This window comes from Cupriavidus sp. F041 (assembly GCF_057814235.1).
Map to the genome: position 1 here is coordinate 533,866 of NZ_JBVASY010000003.1, position 25,796 is coordinate 559,661.

Here is a 25,796-nt window from a genome sequence, read left to right on the forward strand (position 1 = left end):
GCTCTTTCCTCAATAAGAGGCTCGATTCGCCGCATGACGGCACGTGATCGAACGCGTGGCTATCTCGCGCGGCAGCCTTCGTCGCGGAACTGGGCAATGACCTGGGCGGCAAGCTCGGCAGTACAAGGGTGGGTTTCTTCGAGAGGGTAGTCCAGCCCCAGGGCCCGCCATTTGAAGGCGCCCATCTGGTGGAAAGGCAGTACTTCGACCCATTCCACATTGCGCATTGGTGCCACCAACCGGGCGAGGGCGCGGACATGGGCAGGCTCGTCGGTCAGGCCGGGCACCAGTACATAGCGAACCCAGACCGGTTTGCCGAGCGCCGCTAGCCGCTCGACGAAGCGCAACGTTGGCGCGAGATCCACGCCTGTGAGACGGCGGTAGAGAGCCGGATCGCCCGATTTGATATCGAGCAGCACGAGGTCGACATGGTTCAAATAGGCGTCGTCCGCCCGCACACCAAGAAATCCCGACGTGTCCAACGCGGTATGCAGGCCAAACTGTTTTGCGGCAGCAAAGATCCGCCTCGAAAAGCCAATCTGCACGAGCGGCTCGCCGCCGGATAGCGTCAGCCCGCCGTTCATCGCGTGCAGCGCCGGCGCGAAGTCGCCAAGCCGCGCGATGGCCGCGTCCGCAGTTACCCGCGTGCCGCGCTTCAGGTGCCACGTATCCGGGTTATGGCAATACTGACACCGCAGCATGCATCCGGCGAGGAACAGCGTCGCACGAACCCCCGGCCCGTCGACCACGGAGCCGGTTTCGAGGGAATGAACATAGCCGAACTTGCCGAACTCGTCCGTGAACCCTTCCGTCTCCGGCGCCTCAGGCGAGCGGATGGCGCCCAGTTCGTGGCGGCTGACCGACACGGCGAGGCTGCCTGTATCCGGCGGCAGATCATGACGTGGCATCACACGGCCCCATGGAAAGTGCGGTTGATGACGTCGAGCTGCTGCTCCCGCGTCAACCGAATGAACTTCACCGCATAGCCAGAGACGCGAATCGTCAGCTGAGGGTACTGGTCCGGATGGTCCATCGCGTCAAGCAGCGTTTCCTTGTTCACGACGTTCAGGTTCATGTGATAGCCGCCCTGGCCGAAATACGTATCGAACACCTGGATCGCGCGATCGAGCCCTTCCTCTTCGGCAAGACGCGTGACGGTCGGCACGACGGACACCGTGTAGCAGATGCCGTCTAGCGCATGCACGTAGGGAATCTTCGCGACCGACAGGCACGATGCGAGCCAGCCGATATGGTCGCGGCCGTGCATCGGGTTCGCGCCCGGCGCGAACGGCTCGCCGGCACGCCGTCCGTCCGGCGTGTTGCCGGTGGCCTTGCCGTACACCACATTCGACGTAATGGTCAGCACCGACTGCGTGTGCACTGCCCCGCGATAGCACGCGTGCTTGCGCAACTTCGTCATGAAGCGCTCGACCAGGTCGGCTGCAATCGAGTCGACCCGCTCATCGTTATTGCCAAACGTCGGGAAAGTCCCGTCGATCTGATAGTCCTCCACGATCCCGTTGGCGCTGCGGATCGGGATGACCTTTGCGTACCTGATTGCGGATAGACTGTCTGCTACCACCGAGAGCCCGGCGATTCCGAAGCCCATGGTGCGCAGAATGTCCCGGTCATGCAGTGCCATCTCCAGGCGCTCGTAGAAGTACTTGTCGTGCATGTAGTGGATGCAGTTCATCGCGTGCACATAGGTGCGCGCGAGCCATTCCATCATTGCATCGAACTTTGCCATCACGTCGTCGTAGGCCAGCACGTCGCCTGTGACGGCCCGCGCGAAGGGTCCAACCTGCTCGCCGCTGATTTCGTCGCGGCCGCCATTGATGGCGTAGAGCAGGCACTTGGCGAGGTTCGCCCGCGCGCCGAAGAGCTGCATTTGCTTACCGATGCGCATCGCCGAAACGCAGCAGGCAATCCCATAGTCGTCGCCGTGGAAGGGGCGCATCAGGTCGTCGATTTCGTATTGCAAGGCGGAGGTATCGCGCGAGATCGCCACGCAGAAGCGCTTGAACGGCTGAGGCAGGTGTTTCGACCACAGCACGGTCAGGTTGGGATCGGGGGCCGGCCCCAGGTTGCGCAGCGTTTGCAGCATGCGGAAGCTGGTTCGGGTGACCAGCGTGCGACCATTCAGGTCCATGCCGCCAATCGATTCGGTGGCCCAATAAGGGTCTCCCGAAAACAGGCTGTCGTACTCCGGCGTGCGGAGGAAGCGGACGATGCGCAGCTTCTGTACGAGCTGGTCGATCAACTCTTGCGCGCCCGCTTCGTTCAGCGTCCCGTCCGCGAGGTCGCGTCCAACGTAGATATCGAGGAAGGTCGAAAGTCGGCCAATAGACATTGCAGCGCCATTGGCCTCCTTGACTGCGCCGAGATAGGCGAAGTAGGTCCATTGCACCGCCTCTGCCGCGGTCTGCGCCGGCCGCGTGAGATCGAAGCCGTAGGCCTGTCCCATCTTCACGAAGTCGTGCAACGCGCGGGTCTGCTCCGCCAGTTCTTCCCGCAGGCGGATGACGTCGTCCGTCGGCCACATGCCGTCGATCTGCGCGCGCTCGGCGGCCTTATCTTCGAGCAGGCGCGCTACGCCATACAGCGGCACCCGTCGATAGTCGCCGATGATTCGGCCACGCCCGTAGGCATCGGGCAAGCCCGTGATGATGTGCGACTTGCGGCATGCAAGAATCTCCGGCGTATACACATCGAACACGCCGTCGTTATGGGTCTTGCGATATTGCGTGAAGATCTCGGCGACTTGCGGGTCAACCTTCATCCCGATCGCGTGCAGGCCGCTCTCGACCATTCGAAGACCACCCCACGGCATGATGGCTCGCTTGAATGGCTTGTCTGTCTGAAGGCCGACGATCACTTCGTTGGGCCTGTCGATATACCCGGGCGCGTGCGAGGTCATTGTCGACGGCGTTGCGGGATCGACATCGAGCACGCCCTTGCGGGCTTCTTCGCGAAAGTACGGCTGCAAGGCGGCCCACACGGCTGTAGTTCGCTCGGTTGGACCGGACAGGAAGGTGCCGTCGCCTTCATAAGGCGTGACGTTGGCAATGATGAAATTTCTGACGTCGATTCCCTTCATCCAGGGGCCGCGAGCGAATTCACGCCACGGGTCTACGGTGTGCTCCGCTTGGGTACAGGCCGCGAGTGTGCTCATTGTTGTCTTCCTGCGCTACGTTGACCGTTGACCATTGGCCATTCGCCGGTCGGTTGTTCCCGGCGAAGGTGGCTTCCATCTCTCGGTGCACGCTTTGTATGAACGTCGAGAGTTCGCCCTGAATTCAATACTTGCTGACCAGGTAGCGGAATCGACTCCGTGCCGACTTTCTGTCAGATTTTCCTGACAGCCTCGGGCATCAGTCGATCCGGAAAGGTATTTCGAGATGGAATTGAATAGCTATCCATTGAGACGGGGTTTAGATGCCTCGGTGAATCCCCGAGAACGGGCGTTGGGTAAGCCAAACCTTACAAGAATCCAAGAGAGCGTTGATTGCCGCAATTGACTGGTGCATCAATACTGGGATCAACGGTGCCGCCGCGCCTGCGACCATCGTTCAGTTTCCGGCCAGGTCCTGTGATCCTACCGGGGATTACGCTCTATCAAATCTCGCACTGCAGCCAATCGCAGGACTGCCTCGCTACAAAGCGCGGTGCACGAAAGGCAATGAATATCCAACCAGGCATTAATTAAGGAATGTGTCATGCTAGATTTCGACAAAGATCAACGCGCAACCCGCAAGGCGGTAGCCGGAAGTAACCTGCAGCGCTCCGCTGCAGAGGACACACTGCAACAGAAGACAGAGATGACCGACGGCTTTCATCTCGTCATCGGCGCACTGAAGCTGAACGGCATCGAGAACATCTACGGCTTGCCCGGGATTCCGGTTACCGATTTGGCGCGTCTCGCGCAGGCCGAAGGCATGCGCGTCATCAGTTTTCGTCATGAGCAGAACGCAGGCAACGCAGCCGCGATTTCCGGCTTCATCACCAAGAAGGCTGGCATTTGCTTGACCGTTTCTGCCCCTGGCTTCCTGAACGGCCTGACGGCGTTGGCCAACGCGACGACGAACTGCTTTCCGATGATCCTGATCAGCGGCTCGAGCGAGCGCGAGATCGTCGACTTGCAGCAGGGCGATTACGAAGAGATGGATCAGCTCGCCATCGCCAGGCCGCACGCAAAGGCCGCCTTCCGCGTGCTGCACGCTGAAGACATCGGCGTCGGCGTCGCGCGGGCCATTCGCGCTGCCGTATCGGGCCGTCCGGGCGGCGTCTACCTCGACCTGCCAGCGAAGCTGCTGGCCCAGGCGATCGACGCCGAAACGGGCCGCGAGTCGCTGATCAAGGTGGTCGATCCGGCGCCGCGTCAGCTGCCCGCGCCCGACTCCATCAAGCGGGCGGTCGACCTGTTGAAAAGCGCAAAGCGTCCGCTGATCCTGCTCGGCAAGGGTGCGGCTTACGCGCAAGCCGACGCCCAGATTCGTGAGCTCGTCGAAAAGACGGGCATTCCCTATCTGCCGATGTCGATGGCCAAGGGCCTCTTGCCCGATACCCATCCGCAATCAGCGTCGGCCGCGCGTTCGTTCGTGCTGGCGGAGGCCGACGTCGTGATGCTCGTAGGCGCACGCCTGAACTGGCTGCTCGCGCACGGCAAGGGCAAGACCTGGGGCAAGCCTAAGCAGTTCATCCAGATCGACATCGCACCGACGGAAATCGACAGCAATGTCGCTATTGCCGCGCCTGTCATCGGTGATATCGGTTCGTGCGTCTCGGCGATGCTCGGCGAGATCGGCTCGAGCTTCCCGAAGCTCAGCGCCGAATGGCTGGGCACCGTGGGCGAGCGCAAGGACAAGAACCTGGCGAAGATGGCAGAGACGCTCGCGAAGGATCCTACGCCAATGAGCTTCCACAGCGCGCTGCGCGTGCTGAAGGATGTCATCAAGGCGAACCCGGGCATCTCGCTGGTGAACGAAGGTGCAAACACGCTTGATTTTGCACGTGCGGTTATCGACATGTACGAGCCGCGCAAGCGCCTCGACGTCGGCACGTGGGGCGTCATGGGCGTCGGGATGGGTTACGCCGTCGGCGCGGCAATCGTAACCGGCAAGCCGGTGATCGCGATCTGCGGCGACAGCGCATTCGGATTTTCCGGCATGGAGATCGAGACGATCTGCCGTTATGACCTGCCGATTTGCATTGTCGTCTTCAACAATAACGGCGTGTATCACGGTACGGATGTGAATCCGTCTGGAACCAAGGATGTCGCCCCGACCGTGTTCGTCAAGAATGCGCGCTACGACAAGCTGATCGAAGCGTTCGGTGGCATCGGCTACCACGCCACAACGACGCCTGAGCTCGAAAACGCGGTAAACGAAGCGCTCAAGCTCGGTAAGCCCGCCCTCATCAACGCTGTCATCGACGAATCGGCCGGCACGGAAAGCGGTCGCTTGACGAACCTCAATCCGCACTCGGCGAAACAGAACTGACGCCTGACATCAATATTACTAGGAGAACGAAAATGAACCTTCCACTCAAAGGAATCAAGATCATCGACTTCACGCACGTTCAGGCCGGGCCGGCCTGCACGCAGCTGCTCGCCTGGTTCGGCGCCGACGTGATAAAGGTCGAGCGTCCCGGCTCGGGGGACGTGACGCGCAACCAACTGCGCGATATCCCCGACGCGGACGCGCTGTACTTCACGATGCTCAACAGCAACAAGCGTTCACTCACGCTCGACACGAAAAAGCCAGAAGGCAAGGAAGTCCTCGAGCGGCTGATCGGCGAATCGGACGTGCTCGTCGAGAACTTCGGCCCCGGCGCTCTCGACCGGATGGGTTTCTCGTGGGAGCGCATCAACGAGCTCAATCCGAAGATGATCGTGGCGTCGGTGAAGGGCTTCTCCGAAGGCCATCACTACTCGGACCTGAAGGTCTACGAGAACGTTGCCCAGTGCGCGGGTGGCGCGGCCTCGACGACGGGCTTCTGGGACGGTCCGCCGACCGTCAGCGCCGCGGCGCTTGGCGACAGCAACACCGGCATGCACCTGACCATCGGCATCCTGACGGCGCTGATCGGCCGCGACAAGACGGGCAAAGGCCAGAAGGTGGCCGTCTCGATGCAGGACGCAGTGCTGAACCTGTGCCGCGTCAAGCTGCGCGACCAGCAGCGTCTCGAGCGCGTCGGCTACCTCGAGGAGTATCCGCAGTATCCGCACGGCACATTCACCGATGTCGTGCCACGCGGCGGCAACGCGGGCGGCGGCGGGCAGCCGGGCTGGGTGCTCAAGTGCAAGGGATGGGAAACCGATCCGAACGCCTATATCTACTTCACGATTCAGGGCCAAGCGTGGGAGCCGATCTGTCGCGCGATCGGGCGTCCCGAATGGATCAACGACCCGGACTACAACACGCCCGAGGCACGTCAGCCCCATATCTTCGACATCTTTGAGAAGATCGAGGAGTGGCTCGCCGGCAAGACGAAGTACGAGGCCGTCGATATTCTGCGCAAGTTCGACATTCCCTGCGCTCCGGTGCTCAACATGAAGGAGCTCGCCTACGACGAGTCGATGCGCAAGACGGGTTCGATCGTCGAGGTGAACCACCCGGTGCGCGGCAAGTACCTGACGGTCGGCAGCCCGATCAAGTTCTCGGACATGAAGCCCGAGATTACGGCATCGCCGCTTCTTGGTGAGCATACGGACGAGGTGCTTGCGCAGCTAGGCTACACGGTGCAACAAATCGCCAAGATGCATGAGGCCAAAGCCGTTTGACTGCGATACGCATGCCGGTACGTCGCCGGCGCACAAAGAGGCGGTGTCTTCGAGCCCGGCCTTCGATGCGCGTCGCGGCGGATTCTTTCAACACCGCCCCTGCAGGGCAAGCAATGAAGTGAGACAGCGCCATGCAAACGACGATCGATCTCGAACAACTGGTTGCGGCCTTGGGCGATGCAATCATTGTCTCGGACACCGAAGGAAAGATCACGCTCTGGAATTCGGCAGCGGAGCGGATATTCGGTTTCACCGAGAGCGAAGCGATCGGCAGGTTGCTCGACCTCATTATTCCGCAGCGCTTGCAGGCGCGTCATTGGGAAGGCTATGAGAAGACGATGCAGACCTGTCACACGCGCTACGGCAACGATGTGCTGAAAGTGTCCGCCGTGCACAAGGACGGGCGTGCATTGTCGATCGCATTCACCGTTGCGCTGCTTTACTCGGCGCCGGGGCAATTGAGTGGAATCGTCGCCGTCATTCGGGACGAAACGAGCCGCTTTCAGGACGAGCTCAACTTGTGCAAGCGGCTCGCCGAACTGGAAGCTCGGGTCGGGGCTTGATGTCGCTATTTTGCCAACCAATCAAATTTTTCGAGAGGATGAAATGGATTACGCGCAGAAAGGTCAATCAGCCGGTTTGCTAGAAAATCGTTGGTTTTACCTAATATTAGCTGTTTTGCTGATGTGTATGATCTCTGGTGTCCAGTATTCCTGGACGCTGTATGCAGCCCCGCTGCAAGGAAAATTGGGGATTTCGCTTACTGCCGTTCAAATCGCGTTTACGCTGTCGCAAGTTATTCAAGCAATTTCTCAACCAAGTGGCGGCTTCGTCGTCGATAAATTCGGTCCTAAGGGCGCACTGATTGTCAGCGGTATCATGATTTCGGTTGGTTGGACATTCATGGGGCAAGCTGAAACTGCCCCAGCCCTGTACGCACTGTACGCATTGGCTGGTGCCGGCGTTGGTGTCGTCTATGGTACCGCGATAAACACAGCTAACCGATGGTTCCCGGAGAAGCGCGGTATGGCATCTGGATTTACAGCTGCTGGCTACGGTTTGGGTGTTGTGCCTTTCCTGCCACTGATTAGCGGCATGTTGAAGACACGCGGCGTTGGTTCTGCATTTGCATACACAGGCTTGATCGAAGGTCTGATGATTATCGCAATCGCACTGATCATTAAGTTCCCAGGCGAACAAAAGGGTGTCAAACACGCTCCTCCAGTTGTCACCGAAAGAGACTTCACTTCGGCTCAAATGCTGAAGACACCGCAATTCTGGGTCCTGTGGTTGGCATTCTTCTCGGTAAACTTCGGTGGCATGCTGCTGGTTGCTAATAGTGCCCCCTTCGGTAAGAGCCTCGGTATCGCTGCTGGCACTCTGGCGATTGCAGTTTCGATCCAGAATCTATTCAACGGCGCCAGCCGTCCATTCTGGGGCGCTGTTTCGGATAAAATTGGTCGCTACAAGACGATGTCTATCGTATTTGGCGTCAATTGCATCATCCTGTTCTCGTTCCCAACAGTCGCAGCAATTTCGACACCAGCCTTTATCGTCGTACTGGCATTGACATTCTTTACTTGGGGTGGTTCCTACGCTCTGTTCCCACCGATAAATAGCGAGGTTTTTGGTACGGCTTTCTCGACTGAAAACTATGGCTTCTTCTTCGGAGCTAAAGCGATTTCATCTATCTTCGGTGGCGGTCTTGGCGCAGCGATTGCTACCAAGTTCGGCTGGAATACGGCGTTTATGATTACAGGTGCTACATCTTTCATCGCATTCGCTATAGCAACATTTGTCATCCCTAGAATGGGAAAGCCAGTAAAGAAGGACGACAAAGTATCTCCAGTTGAACCAGTCGATGCAATCCGTTGATAAAGGTAGCCAATTCATGTCATCCATTCATCAAAAGAACGCCGCTGGCCCCTTTGCCGGCCTGTTGGTGATTGACCTCACGCATGTGTTGAACGGTCCGTTCGGCACGACGATCCTGTGCGACCTGGGTGCGCGCGTGATCAAGGTGGAGCCGCCGGGGCACGGCGACGACACGCGCACCTACGGCCCGTACGTCGGCGATCAGTCGCTCTATTTCAGCTTCGTGAACCGCGGCAAGGAAAGCATCGTGCTCAACCTGAAAGACGACGCAGACCGTGAGATCTTCCTGAACATGGTCCGCAAGGCCGATGTGCTCACCGAGAATTTCCGTCCTGGCACGATGGCGCGGCTCGGTTTTTCGTACGAGGCGCTGGCCGAAATCAATCCGCGACTCGTCTACGCGTCGTCGTCGGGCTTCGGACAGACCGGGCCGTTGTCGACGTTTCCGGCATATGACACCATTGTTCAGGCGATGAGCGGCATCATGGACGAAACGGGCTTTCCCGGTGGCCCGCCGACGCGGGTCGGCACATCGCTCTCAGATCTGTGCGGCGGCGTCTTCATGTTCTGCGGCATTGCGAGTGCACTTTACGCGCGCGAGCGAACTGGCAAGGGTGCGCACGTCGACGTTGCGATGTTCGACGCGACGCTGGCCTTCCTCGAGCATGGCTTCATGTCGTACGTTGCGACGGGCGAAGCGCCGGCGCGGATTGGCAATCGGCACCCGTACTTGGCTCCGTTCGACGTTTTCGCCGCGGCGGACAAGCCGTTCGTCATCTGCTGCGGAAACGACCACTTGTTCGAGCTGCTGTGCAGGGCGATCGGCCGGACGGAGCTTGCCGCCGACCCACGCTTCGTGACCGTCACCAGTCGCGTCGCGCACGAGGCCGAATTGAAGGCGGAAATCGAGTCGGTTTTCAAACGCGAAACCGCGGCACATTGGCTTCAGGTGATCCACGCGGCCGGCGTACCGGTGGCGCCGCTGCTGAACGTTGCCGAGGCGGCGCAGCTACCGCAGACCGAAGCGCGCAACATGTTCATCGAGGCGGGAGGAGTGCGGATGCCTGGCAATCCGGTGAAGATCAGCGGTTATCCCGACCCGAAGGTTCGCGCGGGGGCGCCGGCGCTCGACGAACACGGGCCCGCGCTACGCCGCGAGTTCGACGTGCAGTCCACGCTGCGGACGGAGACCGTGCGATGAGTGCGCCGGCCTCAAGGAGAGTACGCGCTGTATAGAAGGCGATGAGCGCCTTGCTGAGCTGGCGTTAGCGATGCCGGCAACGCGGTTGGTGTATGTCGCTGACCGGGAGGCCGATATCCTGGCACTGAGGGTGAGGGCGCGCGATCTGGAGCGCGCCGCAGACTGGCTGATTCGCTCGCAACACAATCGCGCGCTGCCCGATGGAGAGCGGTTGTGGCATCGGGTCACGGCGGGCGAGCCGCTAGGTGAGATCAGTTTCACGCAGGCTGCGCGGCAAGGCCAGAAGGCGCGAGAGCTTCGACAGCGGATATGGGCGCAGCGGTTCGAGCGGCCCGATGCCGCGCGGGGCGTGGTGAGTGCCACCTGCATCGTTGCGCGAGAGTCGGCACCTCCACCGGGCGTCGAGCCGATGGAATGGCGGCTGCTGAGCAAGCGCGAAGCTGCCGATTTCGAAGCCGCAGTGCAGTTGATCGACTGGTACCCGTGCGTTGGGAGGTGGGGATGCGCGCCAGGTAAATGGTCCGAGTGACTTGTGTGCAGTGCAACAGCTTCAGGGACTTCGGCGACATCTGTGTCGGAGCCAAACTCCATCATCTAATGCGATGAATGATTTTGAATCGGCGCAAGTGCATCCTAACGTGGCGATCTTGCTTACGTTGACAGGCGGTTTTCTCGATGCATTTACCTATATCGGCCACGGCAAGGTATTCGCTAATTCGATGACCGGCAACATCGTGCTGTTAGCCGTCAATCTGGGCGGCGGCGATATTTCACAGGCGTCGAGGCATACCTGGCCCCTTCTTGGCTTCGTGTGCGGCATACTCGCCGCACACCTTCTGCAATTGGTTGCCAGGCGCCACGCGCGGAACCCTGCGGTCATTTCCCTGGTGTTCGAAGTCGCGTTTCTGGTCCTCGCGGCCTTGATAGGGCTGCCGGAATTCTGGCTGGTATCAGGCATTGCATTCGTAGCGACGCAGCAATCGATGTTCTTTACGCATTCGGGAAAACAGACATACTCGTCAGTGATGACCACCGGCAATCTGCGGCGTTGCATCCAACTGTTTTTTGAATCGACGATACCGCAGTGCAAGGCAGCAGGTTTGCGCGATGCCGCGGGTCTTGGCGCCATCAGTCTCAGTTTTGCGGTCGGCGCGCTGGGAGGCGGACTGACTACTCACCGCTTGCATGACGCGGCGCTCTGGCTGCCAACAGCACTCCTGCTCACAGCGTTGGTCGATATTCTTCGGCATGCCCGAGCAATCCCGCGTGCGGAACCGTGTCCGGTTGAGGACGAGGCGGGTTGATATCGATGTCACTACTGGATGTCCTCCTTCATGAGTCGGTATCCGCAGCGCTGAACGGCGGGGTTGTTCCGACGCCTTGAGTTGAGGTCCGTTGATTCTGGCAGTCGGTGCACTAAGGGCGGCTAACAAGACCGCTCCACGAACCTGGAACAGGTGACGGCGCAGGCCAGGGTAAGCAAAGCCAGATGGATATCGATGCAACATTCGAAGCGAGTACGAAGCTTGCCGAAGGCAGCGAGCCAAGCATGAGTACGTTCGACAACCCAGAGATGCTTTCCGAGCCGGTCATGACTCTCTACGCCGCGATGGAAAATGCGTGGTTCGATTCCACGCTTGCGCAGATGTCAGCGACAGCGCGCAAAGTCGTATGGAGAGAAATCGCACCCGATCGACACACAAAGCTGACTACAGATTTATGTAATAGCCGTCGTTCCCTCCGTTAACTATCATCAAAAGGTAGGACTGAAGCCAATCGCGGCTCGATAAGCGTCCAAAGCTCTGGCCTATCGGCACGCCGTTTTCGGCGCGTAAGTGCCGTCCATAAACGGTGAACCGGTTCATGCCTTTTTTCACGGGCGCTCAGCCGATTCCCGAGTTAGTAGTGGACCCGTTGGGACCCATGTCACCACACTTTCCAGGAGGTACTATGGATCGACGCCATTTTGTTACCCGGATTGCCGGATCAGGACTGCTTGTCGCAACCGTGTTCGCTGCGGGCTGCTCGACGACAGGCACCGGTAGCAAGACTGATAAGGCCGCAAGAGAACAGGAAATCGATGCGGGTGTCGATGGCGCGCTTGATCGGTTGTTCGCATCGACAAACGGTTCGCGCGAGCTAGCACGGCGCGCGCAGGGCATTCTGGTGTTCCCCCGGGTGATCTCGGCCGGTCTCGGGATCGGTGGAGAGTATGGCGAGGGCGCGCTGCGCTACCGCGGCGCTAACGGCGGCTACTACAAGATGACGCAGGCTTCGGTGGGTGCTACCATCGGCGGCCAGTCCAAGGCCATCATCATCATGATCATGACGCCGGAAGCCTACAGCAAGTTTGTGTCCAACAGTGGCTGGACCGTCGGGGCAGACGCCAATGTGGCACTGGCCAATGTCGGCGCCGATGGCCGGCTCGATACCCTGACCAGCCAGCAGCCGGTGATCGCCTTCGTTCAGACCAATTCTGGCCTGATGTTCGACGTCTCGCTGAACGGCTCCAAGATCAGCAAGCTCGATATCTGACATGAGGGTCCGGCAGCACGGCGGCTTGTCCGCCGGGCCTGCCGGCGTCTTTGCCAGACTATCCTGGCTCCGGCCGGGATGTTTTCTGGCCGGGGTTCCTTGTGTGTTTGGGAAAACTGCCACTGGCCCGTCGTTGCCATATGGTGGAGAGACCTCGTCGCTCAACTGCGTTCGGATCATCCTGCCTCGCTCGCGCAAAAGGCAAGATGTAAGCACATTTCATTAACTGTGATTTGGCGATCGGCGGGCGGCCGGCATGCCGTGCGCTACCGTGATGACCACAGGGAGGTATTCCGATGGCCGCATCTGTGTCGATGGAACGTGCCACGGCCGGACAGCCGCACTGGCGTATCGAGAAGGGCACAGCCATTCTCGAAGGGTTATGGACGTTCCCCGCGCTGCACGGCCAGATCGCTGCCGCCGAAAAGGCACTCCACGCCCTGTCCGCATCGCGCTGGGACATCAGCGGCGTGCAGCGCTTCGACACGGTCGGCCTGCGCCTGCTTGTCCGTAGCTGGGACCGCGTCCTGCCGGAACACCTTGTCTGCAGCGACGCGCAGCGCGCGTTGCTGGAACAGATCATCACGGTCGGCGATGCGCCGCCTATGCCAAGGCGGCATATCCTCATCGATACGCTGACGGCAATCGGTGCAGCGCTGCTTAGTCCGCTCAGCCGTGTCGGAGATTTCCTTCGTCTGCTGGGCGGCTATGTGCTTGCCACGCTCGTCGTCATACTCAGGCCGCGCCTGATGCCATGGCGCGAACTGTCGGTAGAGAGCTATCGGGCGGGCGTCACCGCGCTGGGTATCACCGCACTGGTCGGCTACCTGATCGGCATGGTGCTGAGCTACCTGTCGGCACAGCAATTGCTGCAGTACGGTGCGAACATCTTCATCGTGGACTTCCTCGGTATCGCCGTCCTGCGCGAGCTTGGGCCCCTGTTGTGCGCCATCCTGATCGCAGGCAGGTCGGGTTCGGCGCTGACCGCGCGGATCGGCGCCATGAAGCTGAGCCAGGAGCTGGACGCCATGAGCGTGCACGGGATTTCGCATACGCTGCGCCTCTACTGGCCGATGATTTCCTCTCTGGCCCTTGCCGTGCCGCTGCTGACGCTGTGGACCACGCTGTTCGCCCTGGCTGGCGGTGCGGTGGCCGCCAGGGCGCAACTGGATATCCCGTTCTCGCTGTTTATCGACCGGTTCCGTGACGTCGTGCCGGTACGGCAGCTCTATATCGGACTGGCCAAAGGCGTCATGTTCGGCTTCGCCATCGGCATGGTCGGTTGCTACTTTGGGGAACGCGTGAAGCCGGACAGCACCAGTGTCGGCACCTCGACCACGGCCTCGGTGGTGGCGTCGATCACCCTGGTGATCGTGCTGGACGCGATCGTCGCCGTCGCGCTGTCACTGACGGGCAAGTAAGCATGCCTGAGCCCACACAACCAAACCTGCCTGTGCGCATGACGGGAATCTGGACGACGTTCGGCAGCAAGGTCATCCACAGAGACCTCAGCCTGGAGGTGAAGCCAGGCGAGGTGGTTGGACTCGTGGGCGGCTCCGGCAGCGGCAAGACCACGTTGCTGCGGCACATGATGGGACTGACCGAGCCGGCCAGGGGCACCGTGGAAGTCTTCGGCGAGCACATCCGGTCGGCCTATTTCCTGCGGCAGCGAAGGCTGCGCGAACGCTGGGGCGTGTTGTTCCAGTTCGGCGCCCTGTACAGCGCCCTGTCGGTGCTCGAGAACATCATGGTGCCGCTGCATGAACGCGGCAATTTGTCCCGCGCCGAGATGATGGACATCGCCTATCTCAAGCTCGCCCAGTCCGGGCTGAAGCCGTCCGACGCGGACAAGCTGCCTTCGGAGTTGTCCGGCGGCATGATCAAGCGCGCCGCCCTGGCGCGCGCGATCGTGCTGGACCCGGAGCTCCTTTTCCTGGACGAGCCCACTTCCGGCCTCGATCCGGTAGCGGCCGGCGAATTCGTCGAACTGATGCTGTCACTGCGCCACCTGCTTGGCCTGGCGGCCATCGTCGTGACCCACGAGATTTTCCGGCTTGAACCGATGATCGATCGCGTGGCGGTGCTGGCCGACCAGCACGTCGTGGCCAACGGCACCCTGGCAGCGGTCCGCAAGGTCGATCACCCCTTTATCCACCAATACTTCATGACCGGCGCGTCCTGACTGTCGCGAGGCCAATCCACGGGAGGCATCATGGAAAGCAAGACCTATGCGCTCTTCACAGGCATTTTCTTCGTCGTGCTGGTGGCGGCAGGCGCCGCGCTTGCCGTCTGGATGGGGCGCACCCGCGACATGTATTCCCAGGACCTGACGCTGATTTCCGAAGAATCCGTGAGCGGTCTCAACCGCGAGGCGCCCGTGCTTTACCGCGGTATTCCCGTCGGCAAGGTGGCCGAACTGCGGATCAATTCCAAGAACCAGAGGCAGGTGCTGATCACGGCGCGCCTGTCCCAGCAGCTGCGCCTGAGCACCGCTACCACCGCGAGGCTGGTCAGCCAAGGCATCACGGGCCTGTCGGACATCGAACTGCTGGACAGCGGGGGCGGCGCCCGGCTTGACCAGGACAATGCCGCCATCCCGGTGGAGCCCTCGTCGCTGCAGCGCGTTGGCGCGTCCTTGCCCGAAGCCGTGGACGACTTGCGGCGGCTCACGCAGGCGCTGATCGAGATCGTCAACCCGGCCATGCGCGAAGACCTGCAGAACACCATGCACAATGTCCGCATCGCGTCGACTGAACTGCCGGACTTGCTCAAGTCTGCGCGCACAAGCCTGGGCGGGGTCGACCGCCTGACGAGCGACCTGCGTGGCCTTACCGCAGACCTGAAGACTGACGTCGCCGGCTTGCAGCGCGAAGCCACCGGCACGCTGTCCGGCTTCAAGGGCATGGCAAGCAGTCTTGACCGTTCTGTTGCGCGCGTGGACCGCGATATCCTTCCCCAGTTGGAGCAGTCACTGCAAGGTGTCGATGAAATGACCAGCTCGCTCAATGAGGTCGCCGTCCAGCAGCGGGACGACCCGCAACGGATCATCTTCGGCAAGCATCCGTCCAGGCCCGGCCCGGGCGAAGTCGGATTTGGAGGCTGATCGTGCCGGCACATCTTCCCCAGAGAGCACTCGCGCGCCTGCTGCCGGGCGCATTGGTTGCATGCCTGCTCGCGGCATGCGCCTCGGCACCCACGCAACCGACCCGGTGGTCGATTGCGGGTGGGTTGCGTGCCGCGACCGCCGCCGGCAAGCTTCCGCCCGGCCTGCAGCTGCGCGTCACGGCAGCACCCTGGATCAACGAGACTGGCTTCCTGTACTCGCTCGACTACAAGGCCGCCCAGGCAGTCGAAGTCTACGCGAAAAACCAATGGATCGACCGGCCGCCGGTGCTGATCGAAGACCTGATGATGCGCGCCTACGCCCAGGCGCCGCCCTTGCCTCAACCGGCGCGGGCAGCCGGGGAACCACGTCCCCTCGCGCTCAGCCTGCGCGTAATGGAGTTCGTCCAGCATTACGCCAGCGCCACGGAGAGCGAGGCGCGGGTGGTGGCGATCGCGACGCTGAGCGCATCGAACCCGCCGCAGGTACGCAGCGCGATGTTCCGGGTACAGGTGCCGGCACGCACGGCGGACGCGGCCGGCGGTGCACAGGCTTTCTCGGATGCCAGCGACCAGCTGATCGAGCGGGTCTTTATCTGGGCGGCAGCGCCATAGTTGTGGAGAACGGATGGCCACCGCGAAGCTGCCCCTCCTGCTATGGTGTTCTCCAGATGCAGCAGCACCGCTATTACCGACTTGGCCTCCAACTTAGTCGGCTCGACGAGACGGCTCATACCGGGCTAGTGTAGTGTTGCACTCTTGAATGAACGTATAATATTCGCATGCCTCCAAGGTTCCACTATGAGGCAGAGTGGAGAGAGTGAATGCGAGTTGCCCCTGAGATTGTGCTGACCGACGAAGAGCGCGCCGAATTGACGAGACTGGTTCGTTCGAAGCTGACCAGTGTGAGGCTGGTACAGCGTGCGCACATCGTGCTGCTTGCGGCTGAGGGGATGCAGAGCAAGGACATTGCCGCGCAACTGAGCGTGGGCCGGGTGCAGGTCTCGCGCTGGCGCGAGCGCTATGCCCAATCGCGGCTGGCGGGCATTGAGCGCGACCGTCCACGTGGCGCGCCGCCGGTCAAGGTGGACGTCTCTCGCCTCGTGACGCTGACCACCCAGAGCCAGCCCGAAGCGGCCACGCACTGGAGCACGCGCAAGATGGCCGCCGAGTTGGGCGTGAGCGCCAGCACCGTCATGCGCCATTGGCACGCCCACGGGTTGAAGCCGCACATCGTGCGCGGCTTCAAGGTCTCGCGCGATCCGAAGTTCGTCGAGAAGCTTGAAGACATCGTGGGCCTCTACATGTCGCCACCCGAGCACGCGCTTGTGCTGTGCTGCGATGAGAAGAGCCAGGTGCAGGCGCTGGATCGCACACAGCCCGGGCTGCCGCTGAAGAATGGGCGCGCGGCCACCATGACTCACGACTACAAGCGCAACGGCACGACCACGCTGTTTGCCGCGCTCAACGTGCTCGATGGCCAGGTCATCGCCCAGTGCCAGCAGCGCCACCGCCATACCGAGTGGTTGAAGTTCCTGCGCAAGATCGACCGCGAGACGCCCAAGGACAAAACGCTGCATCTGATCGCCGACAACTACGCCACGCACAAGCATCCTGCGGTGCAGGACTGGCTGGCCAAGCATCCGCGATTCAACATGCACTTCACGCCCACCTCGGCATCATGGCTGAACATGGTCGAGCGGTTCTTTCGCGACATCACAACCGAGCGACTTCGCCGCGGCGTATTCACCAGCGTGCCGGAACTGGTCGCCGCCATTAACGAGTACATCGCTCACCACAACACCAACCCCAAGCCGTTCATCTGGACCAAGAGCGCTCGCGACATCCTGCAGAAGGTCATTCGCGCCAACCGCCGCTTAAGTTCCAAACAGAATGCAACACTACACTAGCTTCGTCGTGTGACCATACAAAGCTAGCCCCTCGAAGCAGACCGTGAAACCGCATGGTCTCAAGGCGGCGGCTGCAGGTGATCCCAAGGAGGTTGGTCACCGAATGCTTCAATCAGTTGGTCGATGAACCGGCGTACTTTGAGTGGCACGTGACGCGTGCTCGGATAGACGGCCTGGATCGTCAACTCCGTCGCGCGGTAGGAGGGTAGCAGCGCGACCAACTCACCGCGCGCAATGTACTCGCCGAAGACTCACGTTGGCCCATAGGCGACGCCGGCGCCTTCCAGTGCCGCAGCCAGCAGCATCTGCATGTTGTTGGCGCTCATGCGGCACGCACCGCCGATGACGTGCGGGCGGCCTTTCGTGTCGATCAATGTCCAGTCACCGGCTGACACGGCCTCGCTGAACACAAGCCGCTGCGCGGCCTGCAGGTCCTCCGCCGTGTGCGGCGTGCCGTGCTTCTGCAGATAGGCGGGAGACGCGCACACCGCCATACGACAGGGAGCAATCCGCCGTGCTCTTCGTGCGGACCTCGCAGCACGAGCAGAAGAGCCATTCAAGGTCGCTATTCTGGTTGGTCCTGGCTATATTCCGATGGACATGGTTGGCATCCAGACAGTCTTTGGACTGCTGCCGGGCGCGGAAATCCTGTTGGTCTGGAAGAACCTTGACCTTGTGGAAGGTTCTCCGTCGTGGTGGACAAAGTCGAACGAGACGTTTGCCAACTGTCCGGATGTCGACGTACTGGCTGTACCCATGCTGCCGCCCGAGATCCAGAACGATCCTGAAGTCATTCAGTTTGTATCCGAGAAAGCCAAGAACGCCAAATTCGTCATCGGCATCTGCAATGGCGTGGTGCTGCTCGGTGCTGCCGGCCTGCTCAAGGGCAAGCGAGTGACCTCGAGCTACAACTCGCTGCAGATCGTTGAAGAGCTGGGTGCATCCGAAGTCGTCCGTGACAGTGCTGGCGTTGTGGTGGACGGCAATCTCTATACGGCGGGCTCGGGCATTGGCAGCTTCGAGGCCGTACTGCTCGTCACGGAAGCAGCGTTCGGAAAGCCGGCCGCTCAGTTGACGGAACTGATCATCGAATATGATCCGCATCCGCCTTACAAGACAGGAACGGCACGGGGCGCTGGCCCGGAACTGGTCTCTGCGTTTGAAGGCTTGATGGCCGACAAGGTGCGCGGGTATCACGAAGGCGCGACCGCACACTACAAGGCATTGCCGTAGTGACAGTACGCGGGCCAGCGGCACCGGGGCCCGCGTGCAAGTGGGAGCCGGTCGGCGGGGCCGATCGAACACGTCGCCCACCTCATTCGCACAGGTATGGGCGCTTTGGGGACATCGCGGGCATATTTTGATTCCACTGTACAGACTCTTGAACACCTAGGAAGCACCGACTCGGGAATCGAGCGTCTTTGGCGCCTGCTACGCGCGAGCGGGTAGCCAATGTTGATGATGTCTGACAACTTGCCTTCGATGTCGATCTTTCCCTTCACGTACGCTTCGCCAAGATTGTCGAGGCTCGGTTCGAGCAGGAGCGGCAGCGCGGACGCGCTATTCACCTTCAGCGCGACCTGCGGCGCGGCGAACGTGCCGAAGTCGTGTTGCTGGCCATCCCACGGTACGAGTCGCGCCGGAAGATTGGCCTTCGCCTTTACTTCTTCCACCCACTGCGCAAGCTTCTTGTCCCAGAACATTCTTGTACCTCGCCAAAATACACCCTAGTGTTTGCAGCCGAACAGTGCCTGAACGGCTTCGCTGGGTGTCAGTCTGGCATCGAAGTAGCCCTGCAGCCGCCAGGCATCGAAATCATCCGGCTCGAAAGGTGGCTCGATGAAGCCCAGTTCGACTGCCTTGTCATACCAGGCCATGGTCCACGTATACAGATCCCGTGGTTGGCCTGGCGGCACATCGCCTTTCCACTGTCTCGTATCGTCGAACAATTGACGCTCCTTCTGGCGAAAAGTGTGCGGGACATTCCCGCGCCAAGGCGAAAGGGTCAGGATCACGCGGTCCATGGGCCAAACGAGTTTTCGACTGGAGGCGCTTGAGCGTCCCACTTGGCTTTGATGATAGTTAGCGGGGAGAAGGGTGGCTATTACATAAAGCTGGAGTCAGCTATTTAAGCCGAAATCCGATTCGCGAGCGTAGTCGTTCAGGGCGCGGCAGGGAAGGGCTTTCGAGCTATGGAGCCTCGGAATAACGGAGGCGCGGTCCGGGAGCCTATTCGTTGATATGACGTCGTTCAGTCACCCATGGACACAGGTCGATGCAAATGCTCTCTACAACAATCATGTCATTGGTATCTGAAGGCTCGTCTTGTAGTATCCGAGCGTGGAGATAGTAACAGGGGGCTTGAGGAATCGCGCCGGGCAAGCCCCAAGTTGACAGCCGGGAGCGAAGTTGGCGACCCTGGCCCAGGCTGCCCCCCGGCGGGGTCAGCCGATATTCCGACCGCCCGAGGGCGGCATTTCTCAGGAGAAATCATGAACAAATTCGTCGCGACCGCGATCGCGCTCACCCTCGGCGCTGCCTCCCTGGCCGCCCAGGCACAGGGCACCGGAAGGCAGTTCGATCCGTATTCCCAGGGTGCCAAGGCGGGTGAGAAGTTCGACCCCTACACCGAGGGCGCCAAGGCTGGCGACAAGTTCGACCCGTACACCCAGGGTGCGAACAAGAGCACGGGCAGCGAGCTGACTGACGCTTCGGCACCGGCCGCGGAGAAGTCGAGCAAGAGCAAGAAGGAGAGCAAGAAGGAGAGCAAGAAGGAGAAGGCGGCGTCGGCAGCCAACTGATCTGCAGTGCAATAAGAAGAGGCCCGTGCACGAGTGCACTCGACGACTGCTGGCGAGATCTCTCCAGCCAGCAGCTCGGCAAGTTTTATCACAAGGAGCGATGCCGTCTCGCCGTCTGGGTGGCCGGTCATCGCGAAAAACGCTCCAGCCTAGATCGTTATGCTTGCTACGCAAGATTGACGCGGTGGCGATGCACAACGTCGTGCGGGCGGATGACGCGGTTGCGTCGGCATGGTGATACGCTGCATTCCTCGCATTCGACGTAACGTCGATCTCCGCTTTGTTTCAGCTTGCCTCAGTGACCGGGTTTAAATAGACGTCGAGGTCACGAGATACCGTGGAAAAGCGCTCCAACAGGAAGTCGAGTAGCGCCCGGACGCGTGGCGCCATGTACCGGCTACGGTGATACAGCGCATGCACCGGAACATCCGGAGACCGCCACTGCGGCATCAGAATCATTAATGTTCCCGCGCGCAGATCAGCGCCGATGTCCCATACGGATTTCATCGTTATGCCGTAACCCGCAACCGCCCACTCGCGCGCGAGCGCACCGTCGTTCGTCTCTCGAGCCGTTGCAAGGGGCACGGTATAGGTCTCGACCTTGCCGCCGCGCGTGAACCGCCAGTCGTTCGCAAGCCCGGCAGCCGTTCCCAGCACGATGCAGTCGAATCGCTCCAGATCCCGTGGATGCTCGGGCGCCCCATGCGTCGCCACATACCCGGGCGACGCACAGAGCACGCGTCGATTGGGCGCAAGGCGCCACGCGATAAGCGAGCTATCCGGGGGCACGCCAAAGCGGATGGCAAGGTCAATGTCATCGAGCAACAGATTCGACAACGAATCGGACAACAACAGGGCGAAAGTCACCTCCGGATATTGCACGTTGAACTCGTCAAGCCAACCCTTGAGGATGTGGCGGCCGAAATCGGAGGTCGCCGAAATCCGCACCTTTCCGCGCACGACGCTCCGGCCGGCCTGTAGTGCCGCATGGGCATCTTCCAGGGCCTGAAGCGCCTGCTGGCAATGTAGCAGGTACATTCGCCCCTCCTCCGTGAGCCGCAACTGGCGCGTCGTGCGCTCAAAGAGCCGCGTCTTCAGGGTCGCCTCCAGCTTGACAAGACGTGCACTCGCCGCCGCGGGAGAAAGCCCCAGCTTCCGTCCCGCGGCCGATAGCCCGCCCAGGTTTGCCGCTTCAACAAAAAGCCGGATGTCGCCGAGGTTCTCCACGATATTTCCGTTCCTTTTGAAGATGATTCAAATGGTAGGCCAATTATCAAAGCCCGGCGGACTTTGCACAATGTGCCACATCAGCAATCGGCCATTGAATCGGCATGAAGTTCATCTCGACACAAGGAAGAGGAAATGTTTGTTTATCGTGGCTCGACCGCTCTGATTACAGGAGCATCAAAAGGACTAGGGAAGGTCTTCGCGGAGACACTTGCCGCACGAGGCATGAACCTGGTGCTGGTGGCCCGGTCTGGTGACGCCTTGCGTGCCCTGGCGGAGGAATTTACCGACAAATACGGTGTGCAGTGCCTCCCGCTCAGCGCCGACCTGGCCAATCCCGACGCCGCCATCCGGATCGGTGAGGAACTCGAGCGCAGCGGCATCCAGGTAGATCTGCTGGTCAACAATGCGGGGCTTGGTCTGACCGGCAGCTTCCTCTCGCAGGATTTCTCGAAGGTACAGTCGGAGATCCAGGTGAACGTTAATGCGCTCGTCGCGCTTACCCACCTGCTTGGCAGCGGAATGACGAAGCGAGGCGGAGGCGGCATCATCAACCTCGCGTCCAACGCAAGCTTTCAACCACTTCCCTATATGGCCACCTACGCTGCAACCAAGGCGTTCGTCCTTTTCTTCAGCGAGGCGCTGCAGTATGAGCTCGCTGGCACGGGCGTTCATGTGACGGCAGCTTGCCCGGGGCCAACGGCAACGAGTTTCTTTGACGGCGTGTCGACCGACGTGTCGCCCGAGGACATGGACAGCTCGGAATCGGTTGTCCAAAAAACACTCAAGGCCTTCGACCGAAGGAAAACGGTCGCCTACCCGGGGCGGACAAGCGTGCGAGTGGCCACCTGGCTGTCGCGATTTTTTCCACGAACGCTCGTTGTACGCCTCGCCGCAATGGCCACTGGAAAAATGGGGCTTCAAGGCTGAATGCACTCGGAGATTTGCGCACCGCTCGATCATCTTGCGCGAGTTATCGCTGGCCGGACGGCTGCATGAAGCAGGCTCAATGCAACGATTCGCCGGGTCCGGACGATGGTATTAGCTCTCAGATCAATTGGATACGGATATGAAATATCAGGAAAGCACGCCGACGCACCAAGGAGAAACGCAATGAAGATTCTCGTGACCGGAGCGACCGGCTATATCGGTGGCGCCGCCGCCAAGGCGCTCGCCAAACGTGGACACGAGGTCTTCGGCCTCGCACGATCGGAAGAATCCGCCGGGCGGCTTCGCCTCGCCGGGATCATCCCCGTTGCCGGCGACTTCGCCGACAACGCAAGTCTGATCAGGGCAGCCAGCGAAGCCGACACGATCGTCAGCACGGCAAGCATCGGCTCACTGGCGGGCAGCGCTGAAACGTTCGCGCAGGATCGGGATGCGATTCGCGCCATGCTCCGCGCTGCAAAGGGATCGGGCAAGACTCTTATCTTCACAAGCGGCTCGGCGGTCCTTGGTATCGTCAATGACGGCGAGGCGACGCGAGACGTTTTCGATGAAGACGTGAGCCTGCCTTTACCGCCCTCGGTCTTCGCCCCCGCATCGGCAAATGTGCCGCCTGGACTGATCGAGATGTTCGGCGCCGCCATGGGCGCGCGCGTCGAGACGGAGAAGGAAGTGGCGAACGCATCGGGTCTCCGCGGCATCGTGATGCGTCCGGGCCTCGTCTATGGAAACGGCGGCAGCTACGACTTGCCTGGCCTCATCCGGATGGCCCGCGCTCACGGCGTCGCTCCCCACCTCGGGTCCGGCGGCACGCTGCAGGGATACGTTCATGTCGATGATCTCGCCGAACTGTATTGTCTCGCGGTCGAACGCGCGCCTGCGGGCGCGGTGCTGCACGGGGTGGCCGGTGAAGTGAGCCAGCGGGAGCTCGCCGCGGCCGTCAGCCGCATGATCGGAGCCGGCGATCACACGGCAAGTTTCCAGCTCGAGGAGATGTATGCCGCTGGCGGCCCGGTCGGCGTCAGTCTTTCATTGAACAAGCGCATGTCATCGGAAAAAACACAAAGTCTGCTGGGCTGGTCGCCGATCCGCAGGGACATCCTGTGCGACATCGAGTTCGGCTCGTATGCCGCCTGAGTTCGTTGCGGCCGCGCCAGGCAATTCGAATCGTGACCACGCCGGATGGCTACGTATTCGTCGGCCCCGCCCATTTCCGCGAAGATTTCGGGGCCGACCTGCCCGCCGAGCAGGCAGAGTTCATGGTCCGATCGCAAATGCCGCCGGCGGCGCGCCATCAATCTTGAAGGATTTCCCCCTTTTGCTTGCTTTCCCGCAATAGCAACTGAGGGACACGGCGTGTGGTTGCAAAGCGCGCAGGAGATTCGGAGGCCTGGCATGAAATGGCGTACCAGAGAACGACAGAAGTTGACTGGTTCTCTACGAGGGACGTGCTTGGGTTAGCGGACGCCCTGGTTGGCGCACCCACCGAACTCCTCCATTGGCTCAGTCTTCCTGTCGTATTCGTCTTTCAATTCGGAGCCACGGCGCGCACAGTTACTTCGTTCTTGTCATCGTCTCCGGGATCCTTCTGCTCGGTCGCCATCGGGAGCGGCTCTACTGGATAGCCGTGATGTTCCCAGGCATCAAGACCGCCCTTCAAGGCCCGTATATGCCGGAATCCCTTTCGACGCATTTGCTGCGAAATCCTTTTCGCCGTTGCTTCGTTAGGGCAAACGCAATAGACCACGAGGTCGTGTTCAAGCAGCACCGCATCAACTTTCTCGGGTGATGCCAGGTCAATCGGTATCGCGCCAGGGATGCGGTGCGGTTCTGCCTGGCGGACGGCTTGCGGGCGAGCATCGAGAATGACAGGCGGACGCTCGGAGCGCATCATCTCATCCAGCTGCTGCGGTGTGATTCGAATATGCGCGAGCCAGCGACGAAAACGCAGGCGCTGAATCCACCGGTATGCTGCGAAAAATGCGCCGACCGCGACGAGCACTTCTGCAACAGTTATGCCATGCGCACTGATTAGAGACATCATCCTGGTCAGCTGTGGGCCAAAAAGCGTTCCTCCAGCGAGCCACGCTCCCGACCACATCGCACCGCCAGCGATGTCCCACGAGAAAAAAACTCTTCGGTCAATTTTGGTGGTACCCAAAAGCGGAGACGCGATAAGTCCAAGGCCGGGGACGAATTTCGCCACGAGCAGCAGTGGCGCTCCGTACCGCTCGAACCAGGCGTGGGTCTTCCGTATACTTGAGTCCAGCGATAGAGATACTCGGACTAGACGTGTGAGGAGACGACGACCATAGTGCCGCCCAAGCACAAACCACAGCCCATCCGAAATAAGAACGGCAGCGACCGCTGCCACGAATACTGAACCGAAGGAGACGAAACCAGCAGCTACCTGCGAGCCAGCCAAGAGAAGCATCGGCGCGGCCGGAACTGGCGCGCCAAGCTGTGTGACCAAGACACTGAGGAATACTACCCAGGCTCCCCATTCGGAGATTAAGGTGGGTGACACTGTCATCAAAAACTGACTCCGCTCATCATCGACAAACGACTAGGGCGCGATTGACACGCGATGTCGACGCATCGCATTGTCGCACAAGCAAAGGGGCCCTGCCTCGCAGGGTGAATAGTGGTACCGCCCCATTTCCTCACACTGCGCGTAGGGATGCGAACGCCGGAGCAAGGAGGTCACTGATGTACCATTGCACGTGTCGCTCACGCGTGGACGTTCATGCAAACAACTCCCAAGCTGACCGAGGTTAGCCATGAAGCGATTACCGACGGTTCATATGGTTGTTGGCCTTATCGCACTGGGGGCATTTCTGTGCACCGGCCTGTATATGCATATCTCGCTCGTCCACTGGCAAGGTATGCCTGATGTGGCGCGACTCATGTACCGGTCGGCACACATCTACTTGCTGTTGGTGTCCTTGCTGAATCTGATGCTCGGCTGTTACCTGACGCCGATTGAGCGCGGCGGCGCCCGCTATTTCCAGTTGCTTGGCAGCGTCAGCATTCTGTTGGCGCCAGCTTTCGTCGGCGTGTCATTTGCGACTGAATCGAAGTTCGAAGATATGTTGCGCCCCGTTATCGCTTCAGGCATTTACCTAGCCTTCGGCGGTGCTCTCGTACACGTAATCCTGGCGGTCACTGCACGTCGATTCCGAGGTTAACCATCAAGAATATTCAAGAGCTGACAGTGTGAGCTCACCGGTGTTGACATTGCCCCGAATTGCCGCCATGGGCGACCGGCTGGACTAGCGTCGGCAAGGCCAAGGCGACGAAGCAAGCTAAGTCCAAACTGCCGCCTGCGTACCAGGACCCGAAAACCGGTGCCATTTTTTTCCGGCCGAGCGATGCCCGACCGCCGTGTTCCGCACAGGCGGCTCGTTCTTTCATACGGC

The 25,796-nt window shown here is 60.6% G+C and carries 24 protein-coding genes and 3 pseudogenes; 19 read left to right on the forward strand and 8 right to left on the reverse strand.

Translation table 11 applies throughout. The features are described 5' to 3' along the window. Nucleotides 1–59 precede the first annotated feature (59 nt). Both pflA and pflB read right to left on the reverse strand, forming a co-directional pair. Entirely contained in the window at nucleotides 60–908 is an 849-nt protein-coding gene (pflA, locus tag ACZY0R_RS41015; protein ID WP_488867243.1) for a pyruvate formate-lyase-activating protein, read from the reverse strand. After that, complete coding sequence (pflB, locus tag ACZY0R_RS41020; RefSeq protein WP_488867245.1) at nucleotides 908–3,172, reverse strand: formate C-acetyltransferase; 2,265 nt, start codon at nucleotides 3,170–3,172, stop codon at nucleotides 908–910. The genes pflA and pflB overlap by 1 nt, the downstream gene beginning before the upstream one ends. A gap of 544 nt (nucleotides 3,173–3,716) precedes the next feature. Between pflB and oxc the strand changes: the two genes are divergently transcribed. From oxc to ACZY0R_RS41055, 7 genes are all read left to right on the forward strand, one after another. Beyond that, the gene (gene oxc, locus ACZY0R_RS41025) at nucleotides 3,717–5,498 is read left to right on the forward strand and encodes an oxalyl-CoA decarboxylase (protein ID WP_488867247.1); all 1,782 of its coding nucleotides are present in this window, start codon (nucleotides 3,717–3,719) and stop codon (nucleotides 5,496–5,498) included. 32 nt (nucleotides 5,499–5,530) lie between these two features. Next, a complete protein-coding gene (frc, locus tag ACZY0R_RS41030) occupies nucleotides 5,531–6,781 on the forward strand; it encodes a formyl-CoA transferase (RefSeq protein WP_488867249.1) in 1,251 nt (416 codons plus the stop codon). A 131-nt stretch (nucleotides 6,782–6,912) separates the two neighbouring features. Beyond that, nucleotides 6,913–7,344 carry a PAS domain-containing protein gene (locus ACZY0R_RS41035; RefSeq protein ID WP_488867251.1) on the forward strand — a complete coding sequence of 144 codons (432 nt, stop codon included), beginning with the start codon at nucleotides 6,913–6,915 and terminating at the stop codon, nucleotides 7,342–7,344. A 43-nt stretch (nucleotides 7,345–7,387) separates the two neighbouring features. Further along, on the forward strand, nucleotides 7,388–8,656 hold the full coding sequence (oxlT, locus tag ACZY0R_RS41040) for an oxalate/formate MFS antiporter (protein ID WP_488867253.1): 1,269 nt from the start codon (nucleotides 7,388–7,390) through the stop codon (nucleotides 8,654–8,656). A 16-nt stretch (nucleotides 8,657–8,672) separates the two neighbouring features. Further along, nucleotides 8,673–9,857 carry a CoA:oxalate CoA-transferase gene (gene yfdE / locus ACZY0R_RS41045; RefSeq protein WP_488867255.1) on the forward strand — a complete coding sequence of 395 codons (1,185 nt, stop codon included), beginning with the start codon at nucleotides 8,673–8,675 and terminating at the stop codon, nucleotides 9,855–9,857. 70 nt (nucleotides 9,858–9,927) lie between these two features. Then, nucleotides 9,928–10,386: a hypothetical protein gene (locus ACZY0R_RS41050; protein WP_488867257.1), complete on the forward strand. Its 459-nt coding sequence runs from the start codon at nucleotides 9,928–9,930 to the stop codon at nucleotides 10,384–10,386. A 73-nt stretch (nucleotides 10,387–10,459) separates the two neighbouring features. Next, entirely contained in the window at nucleotides 10,460–11,161 is a 702-nt protein-coding gene (locus ACZY0R_RS41055; RefSeq protein WP_488867259.1) for a YoaK family protein, read from the forward strand. A 122-nt stretch (nucleotides 11,162–11,283) separates the two neighbouring features. On the opposite strand, the pseudogene ACZY0R_RS41060 reads toward ACZY0R_RS41055, so the two are convergent. Further along, nucleotides 11,284–11,529 (reverse strand): annotated as a pseudogene (locus ACZY0R_RS41060) (IS5/IS1182 family transposase); the annotation flags it as partial. Nucleotides 11,530–11,807: 278 nt separating this feature from the next. On the opposite strand from ACZY0R_RS41060, the gene ACZY0R_RS41065 reads away from it, so the two are divergent. From ACZY0R_RS41065 to ACZY0R_RS41090, 6 genes are all read left to right on the forward strand, one after another. Then, a complete protein-coding gene (locus tag ACZY0R_RS41065; RefSeq protein ID WP_488867261.1) occupies nucleotides 11,808–12,392 on the forward strand; it encodes a BPSL1445 family SYLF domain-containing lipoprotein in 585 nt (194 codons plus the stop codon). A 296-nt stretch (nucleotides 12,393–12,688) separates the two neighbouring features. After that, a complete protein-coding gene (locus ACZY0R_RS41070; protein ID WP_488867263.1) occupies nucleotides 12,689–13,813 on the forward strand; it encodes an ABC transporter permease in 1,125 nt (374 codons plus the stop codon). Nucleotides 13,814–13,815: 2 nt separating this feature from the next. Then, on the forward strand, nucleotides 13,816–14,574 hold the full coding sequence (locus ACZY0R_RS41075; RefSeq protein WP_488867265.1) for an ABC transporter ATP-binding protein: 759 nt from the start codon (nucleotides 13,816–13,818) through the stop codon (nucleotides 14,572–14,574). A 30-nt stretch (nucleotides 14,575–14,604) separates the two neighbouring features. Continuing rightward, nucleotides 14,605–15,495 (forward strand): MlaD family protein, encoded by an 891-nt coding sequence (locus ACZY0R_RS41080; protein WP_488867266.1) that lies wholly within the window; start codon nucleotides 14,605–14,607, stop codon nucleotides 15,493–15,495. A 2-nt stretch (nucleotides 15,496–15,497) separates the two neighbouring features. Then, entirely contained in the window at nucleotides 15,498–16,109 is a 612-nt protein-coding gene (locus ACZY0R_RS41085) for an ABC-type transport auxiliary lipoprotein family protein (protein WP_488867268.1), read from the forward strand. A 209-nt stretch (nucleotides 16,110–16,318) separates the two neighbouring features. Beyond that, complete coding sequence (locus tag ACZY0R_RS41090) at nucleotides 16,319–17,404, forward strand: IS630 family transposase (RefSeq protein ID WP_488856952.1); 1,086 nt, start codon at nucleotides 16,319–16,321, stop codon at nucleotides 17,402–17,404. Nucleotides 17,405–17,463: 59 nt separating this feature from the next. Here ACZY0R_RS41090 and ACZY0R_RS41095 read toward each other — a convergent pair. Continuing rightward, a pseudogene (locus ACZY0R_RS41095) lies at nucleotides 17,464–17,919 on the reverse strand (substrate binding domain-containing protein); the annotation flags it as partial. Between ACZY0R_RS41095 and ACZY0R_RS41100 the strand changes: the two are divergent. Beyond that, nucleotides 17,912–18,637: a DJ-1/PfpI family protein gene (locus tag ACZY0R_RS41100; RefSeq protein WP_488867350.1), complete on the forward strand. Its 726-nt coding sequence runs from the start codon at nucleotides 17,912–17,914 to the stop codon at nucleotides 18,635–18,637. The pseudogene ACZY0R_RS41095 and the gene ACZY0R_RS41100 sit on opposite strands and share 8 nt — an antisense overlap. A 197-nt stretch (nucleotides 18,638–18,834) precedes the next feature. On the opposite strand, the pseudogene ACZY0R_RS41105 reads toward ACZY0R_RS41100, so the two are convergent. Both ACZY0R_RS41105 and ACZY0R_RS41110 read right to left on the reverse strand, forming a co-directional pair. Beyond that, nucleotides 18,835–19,107, reverse strand: a pseudogene (locus ACZY0R_RS41105) (DUF7884 domain-containing protein); the annotation flags it as partial. A 24-nt stretch (nucleotides 19,108–19,131) separates the two neighbouring features. Continuing rightward, nucleotides 19,132–19,428: a hypothetical protein gene (locus tag ACZY0R_RS41110; protein ID WP_488867270.1), complete on the reverse strand. Its 297-nt coding sequence runs from the start codon at nucleotides 19,426–19,428 to the stop codon at nucleotides 19,132–19,134. A gap of 468 nt (nucleotides 19,429–19,896) precedes the next feature. Here ACZY0R_RS41110 and ACZY0R_RS41115 point away from each other — a divergent pair, with 468 nt between their 5' ends. Further along, complete coding sequence (locus ACZY0R_RS41115; protein WP_488867272.1) at nucleotides 19,897–20,205, forward strand: amino acid ABC transporter permease; 309 nt, start codon at nucleotides 19,897–19,899, stop codon at nucleotides 20,203–20,205. A gap of 285 nt (nucleotides 20,206–20,490) precedes the next feature. On the opposite strand, the gene ACZY0R_RS41120 is transcribed toward ACZY0R_RS41115, so the two are convergent. Continuing rightward, nucleotides 20,491–21,432: a LysR family transcriptional regulator gene (locus ACZY0R_RS41120; protein WP_488867274.1), complete on the reverse strand. Its 942-nt coding sequence runs from the start codon at nucleotides 21,430–21,432 to the stop codon at nucleotides 20,491–20,493. Nucleotides 21,433–21,567: 135 nt separating this feature from the next. Here ACZY0R_RS41120 and ACZY0R_RS41125 point away from each other — a divergent pair, with 135 nt between their 5' ends. The 3 genes from ACZY0R_RS41125 (at nucleotide 21,568) to ACZY0R_RS41135 (ending at nucleotide 23,681) form a co-directional block, all read left to right on the forward strand. Next, nucleotides 21,568–22,362 (forward strand): SDR family NAD(P)-dependent oxidoreductase, encoded by a 795-nt coding sequence (locus ACZY0R_RS41125; protein ID WP_488867276.1) that lies wholly within the window; start codon nucleotides 21,568–21,570, stop codon nucleotides 22,360–22,362. A gap of 183 nt (nucleotides 22,363–22,545) precedes the next feature. After that, complete coding sequence (locus tag ACZY0R_RS41130; RefSeq protein WP_488867278.1) at nucleotides 22,546–23,514, forward strand: NAD-dependent epimerase/dehydratase family protein; 969 nt, start codon at nucleotides 22,546–22,548, stop codon at nucleotides 23,512–23,514. Between the two features lie 32 nt (nucleotides 23,515–23,546). Then, a complete protein-coding gene (locus ACZY0R_RS41135) occupies nucleotides 23,547–23,681 on the forward strand; it encodes a hypothetical protein (RefSeq protein WP_488867280.1) in 135 nt (44 codons plus the stop codon). A gap of 224 nt (nucleotides 23,682–23,905) precedes the next feature. On the opposite strand, the gene ACZY0R_RS41140 is transcribed toward ACZY0R_RS41135, so the two are convergent. Continuing rightward, nucleotides 23,906–24,910 (reverse strand): VTT domain-containing protein, encoded by a 1,005-nt coding sequence (locus ACZY0R_RS41140; RefSeq protein ID WP_488867282.1) that lies wholly within the window; start codon nucleotides 24,908–24,910, stop codon nucleotides 23,906–23,908. Nucleotides 24,911–25,157: 247 nt separating this feature from the next. Here ACZY0R_RS41140 and ACZY0R_RS41145 point away from each other — a divergent pair, with 247 nt between their 5' ends. Next, nucleotides 25,158–25,565, forward strand: coding sequence for a hypothetical protein (locus ACZY0R_RS41145; RefSeq protein WP_488867284.1), 408 nt, complete (start codon nucleotides 25,158–25,160; stop codon nucleotides 25,563–25,565). The last annotated feature ends 231 nt before the right edge of the window (nucleotides 25,566–25,796 follow it).

Bases quoted from the DNA above. Each gene is read 5' to 3' on its own strand.
- ACZY0R_RS41065 (WP_488867261.1), top strand. From the start codon at position 11,808: ATGGATCGACGCCATTTTGTTACCCGGATTGCCGGATCAGGACTGCTT.
- ACZY0R_RS41115 (WP_488867272.1), top strand. From the start codon at position 19,897: ATGAACAAATTCGTCGCGACCGCGATCGCGCTCACCCTCGGCGCTGCC.
- ACZY0R_RS41055 (WP_488867259.1), top strand. From the start codon at position 10,460: ATGAATGATTTTGAATCGGCGCAAGTGCATCCTAACGTGGCGATCTTG.
- ACZY0R_RS41075 (WP_488867265.1), top strand. From the start codon at position 13,816: ATGCCTGAGCCCACACAACCAAACCTGCCTGTGCGCATGACGGGAATC.
- oxc (WP_488867247.1), top strand. From the start codon at position 3,717: ATGCTAGATTTCGACAAAGATCAACGCGCAACCCGCAAGGCGGTAGCC.
- frc (WP_488867249.1), top strand. From the start codon at position 5,531: ATGAACCTTCCACTCAAAGGAATCAAGATCATCGACTTCACGCACGTT.
- ACZY0R_RS41145 (WP_488867284.1), top strand. From the start codon at position 25,158: ATGAAGCGATTACCGACGGTTCATATGGTTGTTGGCCTTATCGCACTG.
- ACZY0R_RS41125 (WP_488867276.1), top strand. From the start codon at position 21,568: ATGTTTGTTTATCGTGGCTCGACCGCTCTGATTACAGGAGCATCAAAA.
- yfdE (WP_488867255.1), top strand. From the start codon at position 8,673: ATGTCATCCATTCATCAAAAGAACGCCGCTGGCCCCTTTGCCGGCCTG.
- ACZY0R_RS41035 (WP_488867251.1), top strand. From the start codon at position 6,913: ATGCAAACGACGATCGATCTCGAACAACTGGTTGCGGCCTTGGGCGAT.
- ACZY0R_RS41110 (WP_488867270.1), bottom strand. From the start codon at position 19,428: ATGGACCGCGTGATCCTGACCCTTTCGCCTTGGCGCGGGAATGTCCCG.
- pflA (WP_488867243.1), bottom strand. From the start codon at position 908: ATGCCACGTCATGATCTGCCGCCGGATACAGGCAGCCTCGCCGTGTCG.
- ACZY0R_RS41090 (WP_488856952.1), top strand. From the start codon at position 16,319: ATGCGAGTTGCCCCTGAGATTGTGCTGACCGACGAAGAGCGCGCCGAA.
- ACZY0R_RS41070 (WP_488867263.1), top strand. From the start codon at position 12,689: ATGGCCGCATCTGTGTCGATGGAACGTGCCACGGCCGGACAGCCGCAC.
- ACZY0R_RS41140 (WP_488867282.1), bottom strand. From the start codon at position 24,910: ATGACAGTGTCACCCACCTTAATCTCCGAATGGGGAGCCTGGGTAGTA.
- ACZY0R_RS41130 (WP_488867278.1), top strand. From the start codon at position 22,546: ATGAAGATTCTCGTGACCGGAGCGACCGGCTATATCGGTGGCGCCGCC.
- pflB (WP_488867245.1), bottom strand. From the start codon at position 3,172: ATGAGCACACTCGCGGCCTGTACCCAAGCGGAGCACACCGTAGACCCG.
- oxlT (WP_488867253.1), top strand. From the start codon at position 7,388: ATGGATTACGCGCAGAAAGGTCAATCAGCCGGTTTGCTAGAAAATCGT.
- ACZY0R_RS41080 (WP_488867266.1), top strand. From the start codon at position 14,605: ATGGAAAGCAAGACCTATGCGCTCTTCACAGGCATTTTCTTCGTCGTG.
- ACZY0R_RS41050 (WP_488867257.1), top strand. From the start codon at position 9,928: ATGCCGGCAACGCGGTTGGTGTATGTCGCTGACCGGGAGGCCGATATC.